Source organism: Pseudoduganella sp. GW821-FHT05F09, assembly GCF_059419605.1.
In genome coordinates this window covers 12,013-34,950 of the sequence record NZ_JBWKSD010000007.1, presented here as the reverse complement: position 1 = coordinate 34,950, position 22,938 = coordinate 12,013, and the positions used below count along the sequence as shown (strand labels likewise).

The following is a 22,938-nucleotide window of genomic DNA, read 5'->3' as shown; positions in this document are numbered from 1 at the left end:
CGCAAAGGACAACACCAGACATGGCCCACAACACGCCCTTCCCCGCCATCCGCATGCGCCGCATGCGCCGCGACCCGTTTTCGCGCGCCCTGATGCGCGAAAACGCCATCACCGCCTCCGACCTGATCTACCCGGTCTTCATCCTCGAAGGCGCCAACCAGCGCGAGCCGGTGCTGTCGATGCCGGGCGTGGAGCGCGTGTCGGTGGACCTGCTGCTGAAGGTGGCGGAAGAATGCGTGGCGCTGGGCATCCCCGTGCTGGCGCTGTTCCCGGTGATCGATTCCGCGCTGAAAACGCCGGACGGCATCGAAGCGACCAACCCGGACGGCCTGGTGCCGCGCGCCGTGCGCGCGCTCAAGCAAGCCTTCCCCGAGCTGGGCATCCTGACCGACGTGGCGCTGGACCCGTACACCAGCCACGGCCAGGACGGCCTGATCGACGAGCACGGCTACGTGCTGAACGACATCACCACCGACATGCTGGTGCGCCAGGCTCTGTGCCAGGCGGACGCCGGCGTGGACGTGGTGGCGCCGTCGGACATGATGGACGGCCGCATCGGCGCCATCCGCGCCGGGCTGGAAGCCAAGGGCCACATCCACACCCGCATCATGGCCTACTCGGCCAAGTACGCCTCGGCCTTCTACGGCCCCTTCCGCGACGCGGTGGGCTCGGCCAAGAACCTGGGCAAGAGCGACAAGAACACCTACCAGATGGACCCGGCCAACAGCGACGAGGCCCTGCGCGAAGTGGCGCTGGACCTGCAGGAAGGCGCCGACATGGTGATGGTCAAGCCCGGCATGCCCTATCTGGACATCGTGCGGCGCGTGAAGGACGAGTTCAAGGTGCCGACCTTCGCCTACCAGGTCAGCGGCGAATACGCGATGATCAAGGCGGCCGCGCAAAACGGCTGGCTGGACCATGACAAGGTGATGATGGAATCCATGCTCGCCTTCAAGCGCGCCGGCGCCGACGGCGTGCTGACCTACTTCGCGCTCGACATCGCGCGCAAGCTCAAGGCATAAACCAAAACGGGGCGCTTCAGGCGCCCCGTTTTTTATCTGCGGTAGTTGGGGAAGAATTCCTTGAGCAGGAAGGCTTCGAGTTCGCCCTGGTATTGCTTGCCGGCGTTCATGGTAATAACTTTGCCCAGGCGGTGCGATTCCCACTGGAATTCGCCCGGCTTCTCTTTGCGGATCAGGTCTATCATGCGGCGCACGATGGCCGTTTCGATGTCGATGTCCGTGCCCAGCTCCACGTGCACCTGCTGCGACCACTGGCGCTTGAAGTTGGTGTTCCAGCCGCGGAATTTGATGTCCGCGCTGAGGCCGGACTTGTTGACGATGGAGAAGATGCCGCCCGTGTCTTCGCGCTCGCCGGCCGCGTTGCGGCCCATGGCGCCCATGATGTTGGCGCGCGCGATGCGGTTGGCGCGATCGGCCTCGCTTTCCTGCGGCTCGGCCGCCGGCTGCGGATTGGCGTCGGCGCGGCGCTTGCGGGCCGCCTCCACGCGCGCCATCATGTCCTCTTCCACCGCCGGGGTCGGCGGCGGCTTCATCGTGGCCTGCACCGGCGGCACATAGGTTTCCAGCTTGGGCGGCGCGTTCTTGGCCACGGCCTTGCTCTCGCGGCGCGGCTGCGGCTGCGCTTTCGCTACTTCCGGTTTCTTGGGCTCGGGCTTGGCCTTCGGCGCCGGCTTGTCCTTCAGCGGCGCCACCCACACCATCTGCCCCTCCTTGGCGGGCGGCTTGATGGTGATCTTGTCCTTGGGCTGGAACAGGTAGTACAGCACGATCAGCAGGTGCAGCGCGATCGAGATGCCGATGCCGACGCGGTTGTGCTTGCGCGGCCCGCCAAAGCCGTAGCCGTCGGGACGGGGCAGGCGCTGGCCGCATGCTTCGCAATATTCGTGGCTATGGTCGGCCCCGTGGGTGTGGCTAAACTGGAACAAGATAAACGGACTTTCTGTACAAACACCCGAGAGAGAGCACCCAGCTTACCCGGACTCGGTCTTGATGGATGTTACCGTATGTATCACAAAGGTTGCGCTTGCGTAGCAACGGCCACGCGCCCAAAACTAAACGGGCCGGAATTATTCCGGCCCGCAGTATGATATCAGTGCTTGGCGAGGCTGACAGCTTTTAGCTCGACCGGCGCCTTGGCCGGTTCGGGCTCATCCACCATGGCCGCGTCGTCCATGGGGCCGCTGCCGCTGTATTTGTCGAGGAAGAGATAGATCACCGGGGTGATGTAGAGCGTGATCACCTGCGAGAAGATCAGCCCGCCCACCACGGCCAGGCCCAGCGGCTGGCGCAGTTCGGCGCCGGCGCCCAGGCCGAGGGCGATGGGCAGCGCGCCCATCAGCGCGGCCAGCGTGGTCATCATGATGGGACGGAAACGCAACACGCAGGCTTCGCGGATGGCTTCGGCCGGCTGCATGCCTTCGTTGCGCTGCGCGTGCAGCGCGAAGTCGATCATCATGATGGCGTTCTTCTTGACGATACCGATCAGCATCAGGATGCCGATGATGGCGATCATGGTCAGGTCCAGATTGAACAGGCGCAGGGTCAGCAAGGCCCCCACCGCCGCCGACGGCAGGCCGGCCAGGATGGTCAGCGGGTGGATATAGCTCTCGTAGAGCACGCCCAGCAGCACGTAGATGACGCCCAGCGCGGCGATGATCAGGATCAGCTGGCTGCCCTGGGAGCTCTGGAACACGGCCGCGTCGCCGCCGTAGGTGGTGATGATGGACGCGGGCAGGCCCATGTCCACCGCCATCTTGTCGATCTTGTTGGTGGCCACGCCCAGCGGCACGTCCGGCGCCAGGTTGAAGGACAGCGTAATGGCCTGCAGCTGGCCCTGGTGGTTGACCGAGGTCGGCCCCACGGTGCGCGCCACGCTGGCAAAGCTGGACAGCTGCACCAGCTGGCCGGTCTTGTTGCGCACCGATATCTTGGTCAGCGCGTCGTCGAACTGGCGGTCCTCGGTGGCCGCTTCCAGTATCACGAAGTAGCTGGCGGCGGACGAGTAGATGGTGGAAACCTGGCGCTCGCCGAACGCGAGGTAGAGCGCGCTGCGGATGGCGCTGATTTCCACGCCCAGGGTGTTGGCCTTGTCGCGGTCGATATTGAGCGAGGCTTGCAGGCCGCGGTTCTGCGAGTCGCTGGTGACGTCGCGGAAGTCGTTGTCGTTGCGCATGCGCTCCTGGAACTTGCCGGCCCATTCGCCCAGCGCGTCCGGGCTGACCGACTGCAGCGTGTACTGGTAGCGGCTCTTGCTCGGGCGGCCGCCCAGCTGCAAGTTCTGCGTCGGGCGCAGGTAGACCTGCATGCCCGGCACCTTGCGCACCGCCTTGCGCAGGCTGTCCAGCACTTCCGGCATCTTGGCGCGTTCGCCGCGCGGCTTGAGCACGATGAACATGCGGCCGGTGTTGCTGCCGCTCACAAAGGAGGTGACGTCCTGGATGTTGGGGTCGGCGCGCGCCGCCTCCACCACCCGCGTCTGCAGTTCCAGCATGGCGCTGGAGGAAATGTCTTCCGCCGCTTCGGTGGTGGCCTGGATCTGGCCCAGGTCTTCCTCGGGGAAGAAGCCTTTCGGAATTTCAATGTAGAGCACGATGGTCAGCGCGAAGGTGGCCACCGCGACGGCCAGCACCACGTAGCGGTGCTTGAGCGCGATGTCCAGCGTGCTGGCGTAGCCGTTGCGCAGGCGCGAGAAGCCGGCTTCGAACCAGCGGCCGATAAAGGTGTCGTCGCCTTCGGCGTCGTGCGCCTCGTTGGGCAGCAGGCGCGCGCACAGCATGGGCACCAGGGTCAGCGACACCACGGCCGAGACCAGCACCGACAGCGCCACCACCACCGCGAATTCGTGGAACAGCAGGCCGATCACGCCCGGCATGAAGAAGATGGGGATGAACACCGCCACCAGCGAAATCGAAATGGAAATAATGGTGAAGCCCATTTCGCGCGAGCCGACCAGCGCGGCCTGCAGCGGCTTCTTGCCCATCTCGATATGGCGCACGATGTTTTCCAGCACCACGATGGCGTCGTCCACCACCAGGCCCACGGCCAGCGTGATGCCGAGCAGGGACACGTTGTCCAGGCTGTAGCCGAAGGCGTACAGCAGCGACAGCGCGCCCAGCAGCGAGATCGGCATGGTGATGGCCGGGATGAAGGTGGCGGCGGCCTTGCGCAGGAACAGGAAGATCACCAGCACCACCAGCAGCACGGTCAGCGCCAGGGTCAGGTTGACGTCGTGGATGGCTTCGCGGATGGAGACGGAACGGTCGTTGACCAGGTTGATCTTGACCGAGCCCGGCAGTTGGGCGTTGAAGCGCGGCAGCAGCTTGCGCACGCCGTCCACCACTTGCACGGTGTTGGCGTCCGGCTGGCGCTGCACCAGCAGCACGATGGAGCGCTCGCCGTTGTAGCTGCCGGCCGCTTTCACGGACTGGAAGCTGTCCTCGACGGTGGCGACGTCCTTCAGGCGCACCGGCTGGCCGTTGCGGTTGGCGATGATCAGTTCGGCGAATTCGGCCGCCTTCATCAGCTGGGCGTTGCCCTGGATGGTGAGGGTCTGGCTGGGGCCGTCCAGGATGCCCAGCGGGGTGTTGGCGTTGGCCGACTTGATCGCGGCGGCCAGCTCGTCGAGCGTGATGTTGCGGGCGTTCAGCAGGTCGGCCTTGGCGCGCACGCGCACGGCGAAGCGCTTCTGGCCGTTGACCGTCACCTGCGCCACGCCGGGCAAGGTGGACAGGCTGGGAGCGATCAGGTTTTCGGCGTAGTCGTTCAGCTCGGACAGGCTGAGCGAGGGCGAGGTCATGGCCATGAACAGCACCGGCGCGTCGGCCGGGTTGACCTTGCGGTAGGACGGCAGGTCCGTCATTTCCTGCGGCAGGGAACGCTGGGCGCGCAGCAGCGCGGCCTGCACGTCCACGGCGGCCTGGTTGACGTCGATGCTGGGGTCGAACTCCAGGGTCAGCGAGGTGTTGCCCAGGGTGCTGGTGGAGGTGATCATGCTCAGGCCGGCGATCGTGGAGAACTGCTTCTCCAGTGGCAGCGCGACCGAGGACGCCATGGTTTCCGGGCTGGCGCCCGGCAGGTCGGCGCCGACGTTGATGACCGGGGTGTTATAGCTGGGCAGCGCCGCGACCGGGATGTGGGAATAGGCCAGCACGCCGGCCAAAATCAGGCTCAGCGACAGCAGCACCACCATCACCGGGCGGCGGATGCATAGTTCGGACAGGTTCATGCTGCGCTATCCTTCTTTTTTGCGTCGCCGCCGCCCTTTTTCTTGCCTTCGGACGCGGCTTCCGCGATGCGCACCTTGCCGCCGGGGCGCAGGTTTTGTTTGCCTTCCACGATGATCTTTTCGTCGCCATTCAGGCCGGACACGGCGGCGTAAGGGCCGAAGCTGTGCAGGCGCTTGACGTTGGCCACCACGGCGGTCTGGTCCGGGGCGACCGTGTACACGAAAGTACCTCGGGTATTGCTAATAATAGCGTTTTGCGGCACCACCAGCGCATCTTTCAGCGTTTGCACGGTCAGCCTGGTGTTGACGTACTGGCCGGGCCACAGCTGGGTCTGGCTGTTGTCGAACTCGGCCTTGACGCGGATCACGCCGGCCATGGGGTCGACCGCGTTGTCGATAAAGCTCAGCTTGCCCTTGAACTGCTTGCCGCCCGATTCCACTTCCACCGGCACCGCGCCGGCGTGCTGGGCCGCCAGCAGCCCGGCCAGCGCGCTTTCCGGCAAGGTGAAGGACACATTGATCGGGTTGAGCTGGGTCACCGTGGTGAGCGAGGTGGACAGCTGCACCAGGCTGCCCGGGTAGACGTTGATGGCGCCCACGCGGCCCGTCATCGGGGCGCGGATGCTGGTGTAGCTGGCGTCCACCTTGACGGCCTGGGTGGCGGCCAGGTCGGCGTTGAGCACGGCGCGCGCCTGTTCGACCTGGCTGCGCAGCGTATCCACCGCGCCCTGGGCGATGAATTTCTGCGCCAGCAGGTCCATGCTGCGCTGGTACTGGCGCTCCAGGTCGGCCAGGGTGGCGCGGTCGCGCATCACCTGGGCCTGGGCTTTGTCCACGTTGGCGTTTTCGCTGCGGCTGTCGAGCGAGAACATCAGCTCGCCCTGCTTGACGAACTGGCCTTCCTTGATGTGCACCTTGACGATGGTGCTGGTGGTCTGCGGGTGCAGGTCCACGGTGCTGATGGGCGACACGGTGCCGTTGGCGGTCAGCATCACCGGCACGTCCTGGCGCTGCGGCGACACCACGTTGACCGTGGTGGGGCCTTGCTGGCCCTGGCCGCCGCCCTTGCCCGAGCCTTGGCCGGCCGCCTGCCTGGCGGGTTCCGCCGCCGGTTGCGCGTAATACCAGCCACCCGCGCCTATCGCGGCGGCGGCGCCTACCAGAACTATCAGTGTCGTCTTTTTCATGGTTTTCTTGGATTATTGCAATGCGGGAATTATTTCCCTGCGTAATATTCGGGCAGCACCAGGGTCACTTCCAGGCCGCCGTTGGCGTGGTTGGCCAGCGCGATGCTGGCGCCGTGCTGTTCAGCAATGTTGCGCGCGATGGTCAGGCCGAGGCCGGTGCCGCCGGATTCGCGCGAGCGGGAAGTTTCGATGCGGTAGAAGGGTTCAAACACCTGGGCCAGCTGGTCGGGGGCGATGCCGGGACCGGCGTCGTGGATGCGGATGCGCGCCGCGCCCACCATGCGCTCCACCGTCACGCTGGCGCTGTGGCCGTATTTGACGGCGTTGTCGAGCAGGTTCACCAGGCAGCGGCGGATCGCCAGCGGGCGGCCCATCAGGGCCATGGCGGCGCGGCCTTTCAGGGTCACGTCCTGGCCGGCGTCGGCCGCGTCGGCGCACACGCTGTCGAGCAGGGAGTCCAGGTCCAGCGCCTGCATGTTCTCGGTGCTGTCCATGCTGCGCGCCAGGTCCAGGCCCTCTTTCACCATTTGCTGCGTGGCCGACAGGTCGCCCAGCAGCTTTTGCTGCAGGTCGCTGTCGGTGACTTTTTCCAGCCGCAGGCGCATGCGCGTGAGCGGAGTCTGCAGGTCATGGGTGATGGCGGCCAGCATCTGCGTGCGCTGGAAAATGTGCTGGCGGATGCGCGCCTGCATGGCGTTGAAGGCGGCGCTGGCCTGGCGGATTTCGCTGGCGCCGCCCAGGGCCAGCGGCGGGTGGTTGATGTCGTTGCCCAGGTCTTTGGCGGCCTGCGCCAGCTTTTGCAGCGGGCGCACGGCCATGCGCGTGACCAGGTAGGCCAGGCCGACTATGCTGAACAGGAAGGGCAGGACGGAAAACAGTTCGTTCTGGCCGGTGGGCGGCGGCGAGCGCGGCGGCAACACGGTCAGGCGCAGCACCTGGCCGTCGTGCAGGCCCACGAAGATCACTTCGCAAATGCCGCGCCACTGTACCGGGCCGAAGATGGAGTTGATCTCGCGCGGCGCGTCGCAGGCGGCGGCGCGGCCGGCCTGCGGCGCCAGCACGTAGTCCTTGCCCAGTCGGGCCGACAGCTGGCGCGAAAAAGCGGTCTGCTGGGCGGCCGTATCGATGGCGGCGTCGCTCGCCTCCAGCCGCAGGCCGCCCTGGCTGACGATTTTCAGGTAGGCCGCGCGCGCCTCGGGCGCCACCACGCTGATGGTGGAGATGAGCTCGTCGGAGCGGTCCAGCACGTAGGAGTCGCGGTAGCGCTCCAGGGTGCGCTGGCGTTCGGTGACGGCCAGGTAATGCGTCAGCGCGGCCGAGCCTACGATGCCGAGCAGCAGCACCAGAAAAACACGGCCCGTCATCGAACTGAGGAAATCTTTCACGCCAGCGGCTCCACGCTGACCGCGCCGGCCAGCACATAGCCGCCGTTGCGCACGGTCTTGATGATTTGCGGCACGCGCGCGTCCTCGCCCAGCTTCTGGCGCAGGCGGCTGATCTGGATGTCGATCGAGCGGTCGAAGGGGTCGGCGTCGCGGCCCTGGGTCAGGTTCAGCAGCTGGTCGCGGTTGAGCACGCGGTTGGGGTGTTCCAGGAACACTTTCAGCAGGCGGAATTCGGCGCCCGAGAGCATAATGACAAGGCCGTCCGGATTGACCAGATGGCGCGCGGTCAGGTCCAGCGTCCAGTTGGAAAAGCGCATCTGCTGCACCTTGTCGGAGCCGGCGTTGGACGGCATGGCGTGGCTGCGGCGCAGCACGCTGCGGATGCGGGCCAGCAGCTCGCGCGGCTCGAACGGTTTGGGCAGGTAGTCGTCGGCGCCCATTTCCAGGCCGAGGATGCGGTCCAGCGGCTCGTTGCGGGCGGTCAGCATGATCACCGGCAGCGAGGAGGTGGCGCGCAGCTTGCGGCACAGGCTCAGGCCGTCGTCGCCGGGCAGGTTCAGGTCCAGCACGATCAGGTCGGGGCGGGCTTCGTCCAGCTGTTTCCACATGGCGGCGCCGTCCGCCGCACACTGGGCGCGATAGCCGTTGGATTCCAGATAATCGGCCAGCAGGGAGCGGATATCGCGGTCGTCGTCGACGATCAGGATGGTAGAAGTTTGTTCCATGCTCCAATTATCCTTAGTTCGGCGGGGGAAGGCCAACAAGCGTTTGTATCGGCTTGTATATCTGGCGCCACAGCAAGTAGCGGCAGCGGAGAAACAGTTTGATACAAAAGCGGCCGGCGGGGCAATGCAGGGGCAACACCGCCCTGCCAAGATGTGTTCCATGTGCAGTGCACATAAGCAGAAGCCACTGAACCCAACGCAAAGGATGGACCATGAACACGATACGCAAATCCCTCATCATCGGCATGACCGTATTCGGTCTGGGCGCGGCCGGCAGCGCCGCCTACGCCGCCGACGCCCCGGCTCCGGGCCGCCACGGCCAGGCTCTGACGCAGGAGCAGATCGCCGCCAAGATGGCCGAGCGCCAGGCAAAATTCAAGGAAATGGTCGCCAAGCGCCAGGCCGCGCTGCACGACAAGCTGAAGCTGACGGCGGCGCAGGAGCCGGCCTGGGCGGCCTTCACCGCCGCCACCGCGCCCAAGCTGCCGGCAGCCCGTCCGGACCGCGCCGCGCTGGCCCAGCTGAGCGCGCCGGAACTGATGGAAAAACGCCAGGAAATGCACAAGCAGATGCTGGCCCAGCAGGAAGTCCGCCTGGCCGCGCTGAAGACTTTCTACGCCCAGCTGACGCCTGAGCAGCAAAAGACCTTCGACGAGGCAGCCAAGCACCACCACGGCCGTTTCGGCGGCCACCGCGGCGGCCAGGGTGGCGGCATGATGATGCGCCACGGCTAATCAAACACGGCGGGTTGGCAGGCGGGCGCCGAGCCCGCCGCTGCGTAACCCGCCAGCACCGCTACTGCAACTTCTCCAGCGACTTCAGGAACGTCTCCGCATTCTGGAACCCGACCACCCGCGAGTCCGCTATCTCCTGCCCCTGGCTGTTGAACAGAATAATGCCCGGCGGACCAAACAGCTTGAAACGCTTCAGCAAAGCCTTGTCGTCTTCATCATTGGCGGTCACATCCACCTGCAGCAGCACGGTGTTGGCCAGCCTGGCCTTGACCGCCGGCTCGATGAAGGTCAGCTTCTCCATCTCCTTGCAGGACACGCACCAGTCGGCATAAAAGTCGAGAATGGCAGTCTTGCCGCCCGTTTGCGCCAGCGCGGCCTCCAGCTGGGCCACGGTTTTCACGCGCGTGAAGTGCACCGCCTGCGCGCCGCCGGTCAGGTGAGCCAGCGGCGCCAGCACGTCCCTGCCCCCGGTCGCCAGGCCCGCCAGCTGCACGCCGCCGAGAATGATGAACACCGCCGCCACCGCCTTGGCCAGCCAGCCGTAGCCCGCGCTGCCCCAGTTCATGCCGCGGCTGCGGCCCGTGCGGGACAGCAGATACACGCCGTAGCCTATGCCCAGCAGCGCGAAGCCCGCCATGGCCAGCGCGGCCGGCAGCACCGGCGACACCAGCCACAAGGCCATGGCCAGCAGCAGCACGCCGAAGAATTGCTTCACATTGTCCATCCAGGCGCCGGCGCGCGGCAGCAAGGTGCCGGCCGACACGCCCACCAGCACCAGGGGCACGCTCATGCCCACCGCCATGGCGAACAGCGCGCCGCCGCCGACGACCACGTCGCGCGTCTGGCTGATGTAGACCAGCGCCCCGGCCAGCGGCGCGGCCACGCAGGGGCCGACGATGAGCGCGGAAATGGCGCCCATGGCGAACACGCCGGCCAGCTTGCCGGAGGACTGGCGGTTGGAGACCGTGCTCAGGCGGCTTTGCAGGCCGGCCGGCACTTGCAGTTCGTACACGCCGAACATGGACAGCGACAGGCCCACCATCAGCAGGCCGAAGGCGCCCAGCACCCAGGGATTCTGCAGCGCGGCGGCCAGGCCTTCGCCGATCAGGCCGGCGGCCACGCCCAGCGCGGTGTAGACGATGGCCATGCCCAGCGCATAGGTGAGCGACAGCAGCAGGCCGCGCGAACGGCTGCTGCGCGCGCCTTCGCCGACAATGATCGAGGACAGGATGGGCACCATGGGCAGCACGCAGGGCGTGAACGCCAGGCCCAGGCCCAGCAGCGCGAACAGCGGCAGGATGACCAGCAGGCGGCCGCCCTTGAGCGCCGCTTCGATCTTGCCCAGCTCGCTGTCGCCGTCCGCGCCCGGCGCGGCCGGTGCGGCGGCGCTGGCGGCGGCCGGCGCGGGGCTGCTGCCGCCGCTGCCGATCAGGCTGGCCTGCGCGTCCTGCGGCGAGTAGCACAAGCCCTTGTCGGAACAGCCCTGCGAGGTGACGGTCAACGTGAACGGGCCGGCCGTGTCCACCGGGATGGTGATGGTGATGTGCTTGCGGTAGGTCTCGACTTCCTTGTTGAAGGTCTCGTCGAATTTGACCTTGCCCGGCGGGATGTCCGGCTTGCCCAGGGTAGCGCCCTGCGCCTTGAACGCGAAGCGCTCGCGGTACATATAGTAGCCGTCCGCGATGTCGTAGGTGACGCTGGCGGTCTTGGCGTCCAGCATGCGGGCCGAGAATTTGAAGGCGACGGCGGGATCGAGGAAGTCCTCCTCGGCGCGCGCCGGGGCGGAAAACAGCAGCGTCAGCAATGTCAAGGGGACCAGCAGGCGGACGAGGTGGTGGGCAAAGCGGAACATGACAGCCTTCTAAAACTAAAACTTTTCTATGGTACACCTGCTGGGCGGGTTGCGCTGCGCGGGGGCATGTGCGCCCCCGCCGAACCGGCGGCCCATAAAAAAAGCCAGGCAGAGCCTGGCTTTTTCTCACTCGGCGTTAATTACGCTTCGTCAGCAACTTCAACAGCTTCGGTGATCTCTGGACGGTCCAGCAGTTCAACGTAAGCCATAGGAGCGTTGTCGCCTACGCGGAAACCCATTTTCAGGATGCGCAGGTAGCCGCCATTGCGGTTGGCGTAGCGTGGGCCCAGTTCAGCGAACAGCTTCAGAACCATTTCGCGGTCGCGCAGGCGGGCGAAGGCCAGGCGCTTGTTGGCCAGGGTGTCGGTCTTGCCCAGGGTCAGGATCGGCTCGATCACGCGGCGCAGTTCCTTAGCTTTAGGAACGGTGGTTTTGATGGCTTCATGACGCAGCAGGGAAACGGTCATGTTGCGCAGCATAGCCAGGCGGTGGGACGAGGTACGATTCAGTTTACGGAGGCCGTGACGGTGACGCATGGTACTTCCTTTCAATGATGTTTAATGCCAGGTTCTTCGATCGCCAAGGCTCTCACCAGGGCGCGGACCGGTTCATAAGGGTTAAACGCCCCCGGCACATGCCGGGGACGGGTGCTACAAGAATTACTTCTCCAGACCTGCAGGCGGCCAGTTCTCCAGCTTCATGCCCAGAGTCAGACCACGCGAAGCCAGCACTTCCTTGATTTCGTTCAAGGACTTGCGGCCCAGGTTCGGCGTCTTCAGCAGTTCGTTTTCCGAACGCTGGATCAGGTCGCCGATGTAGTAGATGTTTTCCGCTTTCAGGCAGTTGGCCGAACGTACGGTCAGCTCCAGGTCGTCCACTGGACGCAGCAGGATAGGATCGACCAGCGGAGCGCGCGATGGCGCTTCGGCGGCCGCTTCCGTGCCTTCCAGGGCAGCGAATACATTCAACTGGTCCACCAGGACGCGGGCCGACTGGCGGATCGCTTCTTCCGGCGTGATCACGCCGTTGGTTTCGATGTTGATGATCAGCTTGTCCAGGTCGGTACGCTGTTCCACACGGGCCGATTCCACGGCGTAAGACACGCGGCGCACTGGCGAGAACGAAGCGTCCAGGATGATGCGGCCGATGGTCTTGTTGGTGTCTTCGGACAGGCGGCGGACGTTGCCCGGCACATAGCCGCGGCCTTTTTCCACTTTGATCTGCATGTCCAGCTTGCCGCCTGCGGTCAGGTGGGCAATCACGTGGTCCGGGTTGATCAGCTCGACGTCGTGCGGCAGGTCGATGTCCGATGCCAGGACGGCGCCTTCGCCTTCCTTCTTCAGGGTCAGGGTGACGGAATCACGGTTGTGGACTTTGAAGACCACGCCCTTCAGGTTCAGCAGCAGGTCGACCACGTCTTCCTGGACGCCGTCCAGCGACGAGTACTCGTGCACCACGCCGGCGATCGTCACTTCGGTCGGCGCGTAGCCGATCATGGACGACAGCAGCACGCGGCGCAGCGCGTTGCCCAGGGTGTGGCCGTAGCCACGCTCGAACGGCTCCATCACGACTTTCGCGTGGCCGGCGCCCAGGGTTTCTACGTCGATAATACGTGGCTTCAACAAACTGTTTTGCATGAAATGTCCTTTTCAATACCCTCGGCTCATTACACCGATAAGGCTGATGGCATTAGTGAAAACGCCCGCTGTGCATGAGCGGCAGCGGGCGGGAAACAACTGACTACGATTAACGCGAGTACAGTTCGACGATCAGCGATTCGTTGACGTCGTGGGCGATTTCGTTGCGCTCTGGCAGCGATTTCAGGGTGCCTTCCATTTTCTTGGAATCCACCGACACCCAAGCTGGCATGCCAACTTGTTCAGCCAGCGACAGCGCTTCAACGATACGCACTTGCTTTTTGGCTTTTTCGCGCACGGCGATCACGTCGCCGGTCTTCACGTTGTACGAAGCGATGTTCACCACATTGCCGTTCACGGTGAAGGCCTTGTGCGATACCAGCTGGCGCGCTTCAGCGCGGGTCGAGCCGAAGCCCATGCGGTATGCAACGTTGTCCAGGCGGGTTTCCAGCAGGGACAGCAGGGTTTCACCGGTGTTGCCTTTGCGGCGGTCGGCTTCGGCGAAGTAGCGGCGGAACTGGCGTTCCAGGATGCCGTACATACGCTTGACTTTTTGCTTTTCGCGCAGCTGGTTGCCGAAGTCCGAGGTGCGGGCGCCCGATTTCACGCCGTGCTGGCCTGGCTTGACGTCCAGTTTGCATTTCGAATCCAGCGAGCGGCGTGCGCTCTTCAGGAACAGATCAGTGCCTTCACGGCGGGACAGCTTTGCTTTTGGTCCGATATAACGTGCCACGGTGCTTTCCTTTAAATAATGACGCCCCAGCCAGCCGCGGTGCGGGTGGTTAGGCGCTAGTCCAGCTCACTTTCAGCTTGGACGGTGGCTCAAAACGAAAAACCCGCCGGAGTTGACCCGACAGGCGAGAACAGCCGGACAGTATAGCCGTTTCCGGCCCACTGTTCCAGCGGTTTTTTGCTTCCAAGAGGACGACGCCGGCGGACAGATCCGCCGGCAGCATCATTAGATACGACGACGCTTAGGAGGACGGCAGCCGTTGTGCGGTACTGGGGTAACGTCCTGGATCTCGGTGATCTTGATGCCCAGGTTGTTCAGTGCGCGCACTGCGGATTCGCGACCAGGGCCTGGGCCCTTGATACGCACTTCCAGGTTCTTGACGCCGCACTCAACAGCCACTTTACCAGCGGCTTCAGCAGCAACCTGCGCTGCGAACGGGGTCGATTTACGCGAACCCTTGAAGCCAGCGCCACCGGAGGTCGCCCACGACAGAGCATTGCCCTGACGGTCGGTGATGGTGATGATGGTGTTGTTGAAGGAAGCGTGAACGTGTGCGATACCTTCGGCAACGTTCTTCTTGACCTTCTTGCGTACGCGAGCTGCTGCTGCGCTGCTTTGTTGCTTAGCCATAATATTTTCCTAAGATTATTTCTTCAGCGATTGAGCGGCTTTGCGCGGGCCCTTGCGGGTACGTGCATTGGTGCGGGTACGCTGGCCGCGGACCGGCAGGCCCTTACGGTGACGCATGCCGCGGTAGCAGCCCAGATCCATCAGACGCTTGATGTTCATCGACAGTTCGCGGCGCAGATCGCCTTCAACTACGAACTTGCCGATTTCATCACGCAGCTTTTCCAGCTCGCTGTCGTCCAGATCTTTGATCTTCTTGTTGGTTGGAACACCCGTCGCCTGGCAGATGAACTGCGAGCGTGGGCGGCCGATACCGTAGATGGCGGTCAGGCCGATAACGGTATGTTGGTGGTTTGGGATGTTAACCCCTGCAATACGTGCCATTCGTTATTCCTCGATAAATAACGGTTATTAACCTTGACGCTGCTTGTGACGCGGTTCGACGCAGATTACGCGGACCACACCTTTGCGCTTGATGATCTTGCAGTTGCGGCAGATGCGCTTGACTGAAGCGTTAACTTTCATTTTTGCACTCTCTTCTAGTACGATTGTTTATTTACTTGGTCCGGAACACGATGCGGGCCCGGCTCAGATCGTAAGGTGTCAGTTCGACCGTCACCTTGTCGCCAGGAAGGATGCGGATATAGTTCATCCGCATTTTACCCGAAATATGCCCGAGCACCACGTGCCCGTTTTCCAGCTTCACTCGAAATGTTGCATTGGGGAGATTCTCCAGAATCTCGCCTTGCATCTGTATGACGTCGTCTTTTGCCATTTTTCGTTATGTTTGCCGCGCTTATCGCTGCGGAATCCCGCCCTTGAAGTTTGCTTTGCGCAGCAGCGATTCATATTGCTGCGACATCACATAGTTTTGCACCTGGGCCATGAAATCCATGGTCACAACCACAATAATCAACAGGGAGGTGCCGCCGAAGTAGAAGGGGACCTTCCACTGGGCATTCATAAACTCCGGCAACAAACACACCAGCGTGATGTAGACGGCGCCGGCCAGCGTCAATCGCGTCAGGATCTTGTCGATGTAGCGGGCAGTCTGCTCACCGGGACGGATCCCTGGCACAAAGGCCCCGCTCTTCTTCAAGTTGTCCGCTGTTTCCTTGCTGTTGAACACCAGCGCGGTATAGAAGAAACAGAAGAACACGATTGCAATGGCGTACAACAATGCATGGATAGGCTCGCCCGAAGCCAGCGATGCCGCCAGGTCTTTCATGAAACTGACGACAGGACTGGACTTGTCGAGCCCCTTCGAGAACCAGTCCACGAGCGTCGCCGGGAACAAGATAATCGACGAGGCGAAGATCGGCGGGATCACGCCTGCCATGTTCAGCTTCAGCGGCAGGTGGCTGGTTTGGCCACCGTAGATCTTGTTGCCGACTTGACGCTTGGCGTAGTTGACCAAGATCTTGCGCTGTCCACGCTCCACGAACACCACGGCGAAGGTAACCAGGGCTACCAGGGCCACGATGAGGATCGCCGAGAAGCTGCCGATCGAACCGGTCGACACCTGGGTGAACAAGCCACCCAGCGCGCCCGGCAGACCGGCGGCGATGCCGGCGAAGATGATGATGGAGATGCCGTTACCGAGACCGCGCTCGGTAATCTGCTCCCCCAGCCACATCAGGAACATGGTGCCGGTCAACAGCGTCACGATCGTCACGAAGCGGAAGCCCAGGCCAGGATCCAGCACCAGGCCAGGCTGCGATTCCAGGGCTACAGAGACGCCCAGCGCCTGGAACAGAGCCAGTGCCACCGTCGCATAACGGGTGTACTGGGTGATCTTGCGGCGGCCGGATTCGCCCTCTTTCTTCAGCGCTTCCATCTGCGGCGACACGATCGACAGCAACTGCATGATGATCGAGGCCGAGATGTAGGGCGTGATACCCAGCGCAAACACCGTGAAGCGAGACAGGGCGCCACCGGAGAACATGTTGAACATGCCCAGGATGCCGCCTTCCTGCGACTTGAACAGTGCCGCGAGCTGTGCCGGGTCTACACCCGGCACAGGAACGTGAGCGCCGATACGGTACACCACCAATGCGCCAAGCAAAAACCACAGACGGCCCCAAGGGAAGCCAGCTGCAGCGCTCTTAGCAAGTTGCGGGTTGGTCGCCAATTTTCGCTCCGATCTAGCTGTTAGCTACTGACTCAGGCTACCGAGCCGCCAGCCGCTTCGATGGCCGCTTTCGCGCCCGCGGTGACTTTCAGGCCTTTGACCACAACGGCTTTGGTGATTTCGCCGGAGGCGATCACGCGCACGTCGCGGGCCAGCACGCCCAGCACGCCGGCTTGCTTCAGCACCAGAATGTCGACTTCGCCGGTTGGCAGGTTGTTCAGGTCGGACAGGCGCACTTCAGCTTTGAAGGTGGCGTTGAGCGACTTGAAACCGCGCTTAGGCAGACGGCGTTGCAGAGGCATTTGACCGCCTTCGAAGCCGACTTTGTGGAAGCCGCCCGAACGCGATTTTTGACCCTTGTGGCCACGGCCGGCGGTTTTACCCAGGCCGGAGCCGATACCGCGACCGACGCGACGCTTGTAGTGCTTCGCGCCTTCTGCAGGTTGAATGGTATTCAGTTCCATTGATTTCTCCAGATCATAAGCCAGGGCTTACGATACGACTTTCACGAGGTAGGCGACCTTGTTGATCATGCCGCGTACCGATGGGGTGTCCTGCAACTCGGCAACCGAGTTAACACGGCGCAGACCCAGGCCACGCACGGTGGCGCGGTGGTCTTGACGAGTGCCGATCAGGCCCTTCACCAGTTGTACTTTGATAGTGCTCATGTGGATTCCCCTTAAGCCAGGATGTCTTCCACCGACTTGCCGCGTTTCGCAGCGATGTCAGCAGCAGTACTGATTTTCGACAGGCCGTCCAGGGTAGCGCGCACCAGGTTGTACGGGTTGCTCGAACCGGTGGATTTCGCCACCACGTCCGTCACGCCCATCACCTCGAAGATCGCGCGCATGGCGCCACCAGCGATCACGCCGGTACCCGGCTTGGCTGGCATCATCATCACTTTCGACGCGCCGTGGCGGCCGATCACGGTGTGATGCAGCGTGCCGTTTTTCAGCGGCACTTTGATCAGGTTGCGGCGGGCTTCTTCCATTGCCTTTTGCACACCCACTGGCACTTCTTTCGATTTGCCTTTACCCATGCCGATGCGGCCATCGCCGTCACCAACCACGGTCAGCGCCGCGAAGCCCATGATACGACCACCCTTGACCACTTTGGTCACGCGGTTGATCGCGATCATTTTTTCGCGCATGCCGTCATCCGGCTTGTCGCTTTGCATTTTAGCTTGCATTTTTGCCATGATCGTACCCTTAGAACTTCAGACCGGCTTCGCGGGCAGCTTCTGCCAGCGCTTTGACACGGCCGTGGTAACGGAAACCGGAGCGGTCGAACGCAACTTCGGTGATTCCTGCTTTCAGTGCTTTTTCTGCTACGCGTTTGCCCACCAGTGCGGCGGCGGCGGCGTTGCCACCCTTGCCGGATTTGCCAGCCAGTTCAGCGCGCACTTCCGCTTCCGCGGTCGAGGCCGAAACCAGTACTTTGGCATCCGGGCTGGTCAAGTTTGCATAGATGTGCAGGTTGGTGCGGTGTACCGACAGGCGGTTCACTTTCAGCTGCGCAATCTTGATCCGGGTTTGACGTCCGCGACGCAGACGAGATTCTTTTTTATCCATCGTCAGCCCCTAATTACTTCTTCTTGGTTTCTTTGATCTTAACCACTTCGTCCGAATAACGGACGCCCTTGCCCTTGTAAGGCTCAGGTGGGCGGTAAGCGCGAACTTCGGCGGCAACCTGGCCGACCTTTTGACGATCGATACCCTTGATCAGGATCTCGGTCGGGGTCGGGGTTGCGCAGGTGACGCCTTCAGGCATCGCATGCGCGACCGGGTGCGAGAAGCCCAGCGACAGGTTCAGCTTGTCGCCAGCGGCTTGCGCCTTGTAACCCACGCCAACCAGGTTCAGTTTCTTTTCGAAACCCTTGGTGACGCCGGTGACCATGTTGTTCACCAGCGCGCGCAGCGTGCCGGACATGGCATTGGCTTCGCGGCTGTCGTCGGCCACGTCGAAGGACAGGGTGCCAGCGTTGTTTTCTACTTTTACCTGGCCGGTCAGGGCCTGGGTCAGTACGCCCAGCGGGCCTTTTACGGTGATCGCTGCTGCGGAGATGGCGACTTCAGCGCCAGCTGGCACAGCGATAGGCATTTTAGCTACACGAGACATTATTGCTCCTTACGCGACGTAGCAGATGACTTCGCCGCCGACGCCGGTGGCGCGTGCTTTGCGGTCGGTCATGACGCCTTGCGGGGTCGACACGATGGCAACGCCCAGGCCGTTCATCACGGTTGGGATTTCATCCTTGCCCTTGTAGACGCGCAGGCCCGGACGGGACACGCGCTCAAGGCGCTCGATAACAGGACGGCCTACATAATACTTCAAACCGATTTTGAGTTCCGACTTGCCGCCAGCTTCGGCGACAGCGTAGTCCTCAATGTAACCCTCGTCCTTCAGGACGTTGGCAATCGCTACTTTGACTTTCGACGATGGCATGGCCACGGTCGTTTTTTGAACGCCTTGGGCGTTGCGAATGCGGGTCAGCATATCGGCGATAGGATCGCTCATACTCATTGCTTGTTCTCCTATTACCAGCTGGCTTTAGTCATACCCGGAATTTCACCACGCATGGCGAATTCACGGAGCTTGATACGGCCCAGACCGAATTTACGGAAGGTGCCGCGTGGACGACCGGTGACGGCGCAACGGTTGCGCTGACGGGTCGGAGCGGAGTTACGTGGCAGCGCCTGCAGTTTCAGGCGGGCTTCGTAACGCTCTTCTTCCGTCTTCGACTGGTCGTCGATGATGGCCTTCAGCGAGGCGCGCTTGGCAGCGAATTTGTTTGCCAGGTCGACACGCTTCTGTTCACGGTTAATCAGTGCGAGTTTTGCCATGATCTATTAGTTCCTGAACGGGAATTTAAAGGCGGCGAGCAGAGCTTTCGCTTCGTCGTCGGTCTTCGCGGTGGTGGTGATCGAAATGTTCATACCACGCAGCGCATCGATCTTGTCGTACTCGATCTCTGGGAAGATGATCTGTTCTTTGACACCGATGTTGTAGTTGCCGCGGCCGTCGAACGAACGACCGGACACGCCACGGAAGTCACGCACGCGCGGCAGGGCCACGGTGATGAAACGATCCAGGAACTCGAACATACGGGCGCCGCGCAGGGTCACCATGGTACCGATCGGATAGCCTTCGCGGATTTTGAAACCGGCGATAGCTTTGCGCGACTTGGTGGTCACTGGCTTCTGGCCGGCGATCTTGGTCAGGTCGCCAACAGCGTGCTCCAGAACCTTCTTGTCAGCGATTGCTTCGCCCACACCCATGTTCAGGGTGATCTTGGTCAGGCGCGGCACTTCCATTACCGTTTTGTAACCGAATTTCTCGGTCAGCTCGGCAACGATTTTGTCTTTATAGACTGCTTGCAGACGGGCCATTTCTTATTACCCTTTCACTACTTCGCCGTTCGACTTGAAGACGCGGACTTTTTTGCCGTCCACATCTTTGAAGCCTACGCGATCTGCCTTACCGGTCGCAGCGTTGAACAGAGCAACGTTGGACACGTGAATAGGCATGGTCTTGTCAACGATGCCACCAGTTACGCCAGTCATCGGGTTCGGCTTGGTCGCTTTTTTAGCAACATTGACGCCCTCAACCACGACATGCTCAGCGTCTACACGCTGTTGCACGGTGCCGCGCTTGCCCTTGTCTTTACCGGTCAAAACGATGACTTCGTCGTTTTTACGAATCTTATCCATTTACTGACTCCTTACAGGACTTCCGGTGCCAGGGACACGATCTTCATGAACTTCTCAGTGCGCAGTTCGCGCGTGACAGGTCCGAAGATGCGGGTACCGATCGGCTCCAGCTTGGCGTTCAGCAGCACGGCGGCGTTGCCGTCGAACTTCACCAGGGAGCCGTCTTGGCGGCGCACACCTTTAGCGGTACGCACAACCACAGCGTTGTAAATTTCACCTTTTTTGACACGGCCGCGTGGCTGGGCAACCTTGACGGTTACCTTGATCACGTCGCCAATGCCAGCATAACGGCGCTTGGAGCCGCCCAATACCTTGATGCACATGACTTCTTTGGCACCGGTATTGTCGGCCACTTCGAGCCGGCTTTCAGTTTGAATCATAGTATTCTCTTTCCCAACTTAAGCCGAAGAATCCACACAATGTGGACCTCTCGGTCAGTCTTGGTCCCGCCAATGGCTTTCACCATTGTTTGGGTGCTTGACCTTCATACAAGTACTGACCGCGGTCCATGTCTGCGGAGAGACACTTTGCGGCGTTACATGAACGAAGCCCGCAAGTATTACACACAACCTGCGGGCTTGCAAGAACTAATTGAAAACCGCCCCACTCCGAAGAGTGCGGCGGCGGCTTCAATTAAACGATTTGTGCAGCTTGCACTACACGAGTCACCGTCCACGCCTTCGTTTTGGAGATCGGACGGCCTTCCTGGATCTCGACCGTATCACCGGCTTTGACTTGGTTGGTTTCGTCGTGTGCGTGGTATTTAGCCGAACGCACAATGATCTTGCCGTACAGAGGGTGCTTCACGTGACGTTCGATCAGAACGGTAACGGTCTTGTCCATCTTGTCGGACACCACTTTACCGATCAGCGTGCGCTTGAGCGACTGTTTCACTGGTTGGTTCATTTGGCTTCCTTCAGATTCATTACCGTTTTTACACGCGCGATGTCGCGGCGTACCTTCTTGAGCTGCGAAGTGTTGCTCAGTTGTTGCGTAGCGGTTTGCATACGCAGACCAAACTGGGCCTTCAGCAGATCGTTCAGCTCTTGTTGCAGAGCTGCCTGGTCTTTGCCGCGGAGTTCAGATGCTTTCATATTTCACTCCTATTATTGGCCAACCTGGCGCACCACGAAGGTGGTAGCCAGAGGCAGTTTGGCAGCAGCCAGGCGGAACGCTTCGCGTGCCAGTTCTTCACCGACGCCGTCCATTTCGTACAGGACTTTGCCCGGACGGATTTCAGCGACGTAGTATTCCGGGTTACCTTTACCGTTACCCATACGAACTTCGGCCGGCTTGTTCGAAATCGGCTTGTCCGGGAAAACGCGGATCCAGATACGGCCGCCACGTTTGATGTGACGGGTCATGGCGCGACGTGCTGCTTCGATCTGGCGCGCGGTGATACGACCGCGGGCCACTGCTTTCAGACCGAACTCGCCGAACGACACCGAAGTGCCGGCGGTGTGCGAAATGCCGGTGTTGCGGCCTTTCTGCTCTTTACGATACTTCCTGCGTGCTGGTTGCAGCATGGTTATTCTCCTGCTTTCTCAGCTGGTGCAGCGGCGGCCGGTTTAGCGGAACGCACGCGGGCAGCACCTGCCGGGGATGGTTTAGCACCGGCCGGACCTGGACGTGGGCGGCCGGAAGGCTTGCCATCGTCACGGCGTGGACCGCGGCTTTTCTTCTCGTCAGCCGGGGTCTCGATGACTGGCGCTTCGCCGGTCGGCGAGCGGTCACCCTTGTAGACCCACACCTTGACGCCGATGATGCCGTAGGTGGTCGATGCTTCGCTGGTGCCGTAGTCGATGTCGGCGCGCAGGGTATGCAGAGGCACGCGGCCTTCGCGGTACCATTCTTTACGCGCGATCTCGATGCCGTTCAGACGGCCCGACGACATGATCTTGATGCCCAGGGCACCCAGACGCATGGCGTTTTGCATCGCGCGCTTCATGGCGCGGCGGAACATGATACGCTTTTCCAGCTGCTGCGAGATCGAATCGGCGATCAGCTGCGAGTCGATTTCCGGCTTGCGGATTTCTTCGATGTTCACGTGCACAGGCACGCCCATGATCTTGGTCAGCGCCGACTTCAGTACTTCGATGTCTTCGCCTTTTTTACCAATGACCACGCCTGGACGCGAGCTGTAGATCGTGAAGCGCGCGTTCTTGGCTGGACGCTCGATAACGATGCGGCCAACGGAGGCGTTCTTCAGTTTCTTTTTCAGGAAAGCGCGAGCTTTCAGGTCTTCGTTCAGCATGGCAGCGAAATTGCCGTTGCCTGCGTACCAGCGCGAAGCCCAGTTACGGGTGACCGCCAGACGGAAACCGGTTGGATGAATTTTCTGACCCATCGTGGCTCCTTAGTTACCGACAGTCACGTACACGTGACAGGATTGTTTCGAAATGCGGTCGCCACGGCCCTTTGCACGCGCGGTGAAGCGCTTCAGGATCGGGCCCTTTTCGACGTAGATCGTTTTCACGAACAGTTCGTCGATGTCGGCACCATCGTTGTGCTCGGCGTTCGCGATTGCGGACTCCAGCACTTTCTTGATGATGGCCGCGCCTTTTTTCGGGCTGAACTGCAGAATGTTCAGCGCAGCGTCAACCTTCTTGCCGCGGATCAGATCAGCCACCAGGCGGCCTTTTTGATCCGACAGGCGCACGCCTTTGAGGATAGCTTTGGTTTCCATTATTTCTTAGCCTTTTTGTCAGCAGCGTGGCCCTTGAACGTGCGGGTCAGCGCGAATTCGCCGAGCTTGTGACCAACCATGTTCTCGGAAACATACACTGGCACGTGCAGCTTGCCGTTGTGCACAGCGATCGTCAGACCGATGAAGTCAGGCATGATCGTCGAGCGGCGCGACCAGGTTTTGATTGGCTTTTTGTCTTTGGTCGCTTGCGCGGCTTCGACTTTTTTCACCAGGTGGGCGTCACAGAACGGCCCTTTTTTCAATGAACGAGTCATGGTTTATCC

The 22,938-nt window shown here is 61.9% G+C and carries 32 protein-coding genes; 2 read left to right on the top strand and 30 right to left on the bottom strand.

The annotated features are described in order from the left end of the window. Positions 1-20: 20 nt before the first annotated feature. Positions 21-1,022: a porphobilinogen synthase gene (gene hemB, locus AC07S4_RS21895; RefSeq protein ID WP_494988637.1), complete on the top strand. Its 1,002-nt coding sequence runs from the start codon at positions 21-23 to the stop codon at positions 1,020-1,022. A 32-nt stretch (positions 1,023-1,054) separates the two neighbouring features. On the opposite strand, the gene AC07S4_RS21890 is transcribed toward hemB, so the two are convergent. The 5 genes from AC07S4_RS21890 to AC07S4_RS21870 form a co-directional block, all read right to left on the bottom strand. Further along, a complete protein-coding gene (locus AC07S4_RS21890) occupies positions 1,055-1,948 on the bottom strand; it encodes a cell envelope integrity TolA family protein (protein WP_494988636.1) in 894 nt (297 codons plus the stop codon). A 164-nt stretch (positions 1,949-2,112) separates the two neighbouring features. Next, a complete protein-coding gene (locus AC07S4_RS21885) occupies positions 2,113-5,247 on the bottom strand; it encodes an efflux RND transporter permease subunit (protein WP_494988635.1) in 3,135 nt (1,044 codons plus the stop codon). After that, complete coding sequence (locus AC07S4_RS21880) at positions 5,244-6,434, bottom strand: efflux RND transporter periplasmic adaptor subunit (protein WP_494988634.1); 1,191 nt, start codon at positions 6,432-6,434, stop codon at positions 5,244-5,246. The genes AC07S4_RS21885 and AC07S4_RS21880 overlap by 4 nt, the downstream gene beginning before the upstream one ends. 29 nt (positions 6,435-6,463) lie before the next feature. Continuing rightward, positions 6,464-7,819 carry an ATP-binding protein gene (locus tag AC07S4_RS21875; RefSeq protein WP_494988633.1) on the bottom strand — a complete coding sequence of 452 codons (1,356 nt, stop codon included), beginning with the start codon at positions 7,817-7,819 and terminating at the stop codon, positions 6,464-6,466. Then, entirely contained in the window at positions 7,816-8,544 is a 729-nt protein-coding gene (locus tag AC07S4_RS21870; RefSeq protein ID WP_494988632.1) for a response regulator, read from the bottom strand. The genes AC07S4_RS21875 and AC07S4_RS21870 overlap by 4 nt, the downstream gene beginning before the upstream one ends. Positions 8,545-8,756: 212 nt before the next feature. Between AC07S4_RS21870 and AC07S4_RS21865 the strand changes: the two genes are divergently transcribed. Further along, positions 8,757-9,278, top strand: a complete 522-nt coding sequence (locus AC07S4_RS21865) for a Spy/CpxP family protein refolding chaperone (protein WP_494988631.1) — start codon at positions 8,757-8,759, stop codon at positions 9,276-9,278. Between the two features lie 61 nt (positions 9,279-9,339). On the opposite strand, the gene dsbD is transcribed toward AC07S4_RS21865, so the two are convergent. The 25 genes from dsbD to rpsS all read right to left on the bottom strand — a co-directional run bounded on the left by dsbD (position 9,340) and on the right by rpsS (position 22,929). Then, entirely contained in the window at positions 9,340-11,130 is a 1,791-nt protein-coding gene (dsbD, locus tag AC07S4_RS21860; RefSeq protein ID WP_494988630.1) for a protein-disulfide reductase DsbD, read from the bottom strand. Positions 11,131-11,270: 140 nt separating this feature from the next. Continuing rightward, positions 11,271-11,666: a 50S ribosomal protein L17 gene (gene rplQ / locus AC07S4_RS21855; protein ID WP_056404269.1), complete on the bottom strand. Its 396-nt coding sequence runs from the start codon at positions 11,664-11,666 to the stop codon at positions 11,271-11,273. A gap of 123 nt (positions 11,667-11,789) precedes the next feature. Continuing rightward, a complete protein-coding gene (locus tag AC07S4_RS21850) occupies positions 11,790-12,767 on the bottom strand; it encodes a DNA-directed RNA polymerase subunit alpha (protein ID WP_145878057.1) in 978 nt (325 codons plus the stop codon). Positions 12,768-12,876: 109 nt separating this feature from the next. Then, complete coding sequence (gene rpsD, locus AC07S4_RS21845) at positions 12,877-13,500, bottom strand: 30S ribosomal protein S4 (protein WP_161071424.1); 624 nt, start codon at positions 13,498-13,500, stop codon at positions 12,877-12,879. 225 nt (positions 13,501-13,725) lie between these two features. After that, the gene (gene rpsK / locus AC07S4_RS21840) at positions 13,726-14,130 is read right to left on the bottom strand and encodes a 30S ribosomal protein S11 (protein WP_008444339.1); all 405 of its coding nucleotides are present in this window, start codon (positions 14,128-14,130) and stop codon (positions 13,726-13,728) included. Positions 14,131-14,145: 15 nt separating this feature from the next. Further along, positions 14,146-14,511 (bottom strand): 30S ribosomal protein S13, encoded by a 366-nt coding sequence (rpsM, locus tag AC07S4_RS21835; protein ID WP_028833790.1) that lies wholly within the window; start codon positions 14,509-14,511, stop codon positions 14,146-14,148. 27 nt (positions 14,512-14,538) lie between these two features. Next, positions 14,539-14,652: a 50S ribosomal protein L36 gene (gene rpmJ, locus AC07S4_RS21830; protein ID WP_005663407.1), complete on the bottom strand. Its 114-nt coding sequence runs from the start codon at positions 14,650-14,652 to the stop codon at positions 14,539-14,541. A gap of 31 nt (positions 14,653-14,683) precedes the next feature. Beyond that, a complete protein-coding gene (gene infA / locus AC07S4_RS21825; protein WP_005663428.1) occupies positions 14,684-14,902 on the bottom strand; it encodes a translation initiation factor IF-1 in 219 nt (72 codons plus the stop codon). Positions 14,903-14,923: 21 nt separating this feature from the next. After that, a complete protein-coding gene (secY, locus tag AC07S4_RS21820; protein WP_161071425.1) occupies positions 14,924-16,258 on the bottom strand; it encodes a preprotein translocase subunit SecY in 1,335 nt (444 codons plus the stop codon). 32 nt (positions 16,259-16,290) lie between these two features. Further along, positions 16,291-16,722 (bottom strand): 50S ribosomal protein L15, encoded by a 432-nt coding sequence (gene rplO / locus AC07S4_RS21815; RefSeq protein WP_161071426.1) that lies wholly within the window; start codon positions 16,720-16,722, stop codon positions 16,291-16,293. A gap of 27 nt (positions 16,723-16,749) precedes the next feature. Next, entirely contained in the window at positions 16,750-16,926 is a 177-nt protein-coding gene (gene rpmD, locus AC07S4_RS21810) for a 50S ribosomal protein L30 (protein WP_161071427.1), read from the bottom strand. 11 nt (positions 16,927-16,937) lie between these two features. Beyond that, on the bottom strand, positions 16,938-17,456 hold the full coding sequence (rpsE, locus tag AC07S4_RS21805) for a 30S ribosomal protein S5 (RefSeq protein ID WP_049817602.1): 519 nt from the start codon (positions 17,454-17,456) through the stop codon (positions 16,938-16,940). 10 nt (positions 17,457-17,466) lie between these two features. Then, positions 17,467-17,829: a 50S ribosomal protein L18 gene (gene rplR, locus AC07S4_RS21800; RefSeq protein WP_028833785.1), complete on the bottom strand. Its 363-nt coding sequence runs from the start codon at positions 17,827-17,829 to the stop codon at positions 17,467-17,469. Positions 17,830-17,842: 13 nt separating this feature from the next. Continuing rightward, positions 17,843-18,376 (bottom strand): 50S ribosomal protein L6, encoded by a 534-nt coding sequence (gene rplF / locus AC07S4_RS21795; protein WP_494988629.1) that lies wholly within the window; start codon positions 18,374-18,376, stop codon positions 17,843-17,845. Positions 18,377-18,385: 9 nt separating this feature from the next. Next, the gene (gene rpsH / locus AC07S4_RS21790) at positions 18,386-18,781 is read right to left on the bottom strand and encodes a 30S ribosomal protein S8 (RefSeq protein ID WP_161071429.1); all 396 of its coding nucleotides are present in this window, start codon (positions 18,779-18,781) and stop codon (positions 18,386-18,388) included. 14 nt (positions 18,782-18,795) lie between these two features. Further along, entirely contained in the window at positions 18,796-19,101 is a 306-nt protein-coding gene (rpsN, locus tag AC07S4_RS21785; protein WP_056404282.1) for a 30S ribosomal protein S14, read from the bottom strand. Between the two features lie 6 nt (positions 19,102-19,107). Beyond that, positions 19,108-19,647 (bottom strand): 50S ribosomal protein L5, encoded by a 540-nt coding sequence (rplE, locus tag AC07S4_RS21780; RefSeq protein WP_161071430.1) that lies wholly within the window; start codon positions 19,645-19,647, stop codon positions 19,108-19,110. Positions 19,648-19,653: 6 nt separating this feature from the next. After that, positions 19,654-19,968: a 50S ribosomal protein L24 gene (rplX, locus tag AC07S4_RS21775; protein ID WP_161071431.1), complete on the bottom strand. Its 315-nt coding sequence runs from the start codon at positions 19,966-19,968 to the stop codon at positions 19,654-19,656. Positions 19,969-19,979: 11 nt separating this feature from the next. Beyond that, positions 19,980-20,348, bottom strand: a complete 369-nt coding sequence (gene rplN, locus AC07S4_RS21770; protein WP_050409761.1) for a 50S ribosomal protein L14 — start codon at positions 20,346-20,348, stop codon at positions 19,980-19,982. A gap of 253 nt (positions 20,349-20,601) precedes the next feature. Beyond that, a complete protein-coding gene (gene rpsQ / locus AC07S4_RS21765) occupies positions 20,602-20,874 on the bottom strand; it encodes a 30S ribosomal protein S17 (protein ID WP_056404288.1) in 273 nt (90 codons plus the stop codon). Further along, a complete protein-coding gene (rpmC, locus tag AC07S4_RS21760) occupies positions 20,871-21,062 on the bottom strand; it encodes a 50S ribosomal protein L29 (RefSeq protein ID WP_161071432.1) in 192 nt (63 codons plus the stop codon). The genes rpsQ and rpmC overlap by 4 nt, the downstream gene beginning before the upstream one ends. Before the next feature lie 12 nt (positions 21,063-21,074). After that, on the bottom strand, positions 21,075-21,494 hold the full coding sequence (gene rplP, locus AC07S4_RS21755; RefSeq protein WP_161071433.1) for a 50S ribosomal protein L16: 420 nt from the start codon (positions 21,492-21,494) through the stop codon (positions 21,075-21,077). A gap of 2 nt (positions 21,495-21,496) precedes the next feature. Continuing rightward, positions 21,497-22,315, bottom strand: a complete 819-nt coding sequence (rpsC, locus tag AC07S4_RS21750; RefSeq protein WP_057158346.1) for a 30S ribosomal protein S3 — start codon at positions 22,313-22,315, stop codon at positions 21,497-21,499. Between the two features lie 9 nt (positions 22,316-22,324). Continuing rightward, positions 22,325-22,657 carry a 50S ribosomal protein L22 gene (gene rplV / locus AC07S4_RS21745; RefSeq protein WP_177307311.1) on the bottom strand — a complete coding sequence of 111 codons (333 nt, stop codon included), beginning with the start codon at positions 22,655-22,657 and terminating at the stop codon, positions 22,325-22,327. After that, positions 22,654-22,929: a 30S ribosomal protein S19 gene (rpsS, locus tag AC07S4_RS21740; protein WP_050409767.1), complete on the bottom strand. Its 276-nt coding sequence runs from the start codon at positions 22,927-22,929 to the stop codon at positions 22,654-22,656. Before rpsS ends, rplV begins: the two co-directional genes overlap by 4 nt. Positions 22,930-22,938: the final 9 nt, after the last annotated feature.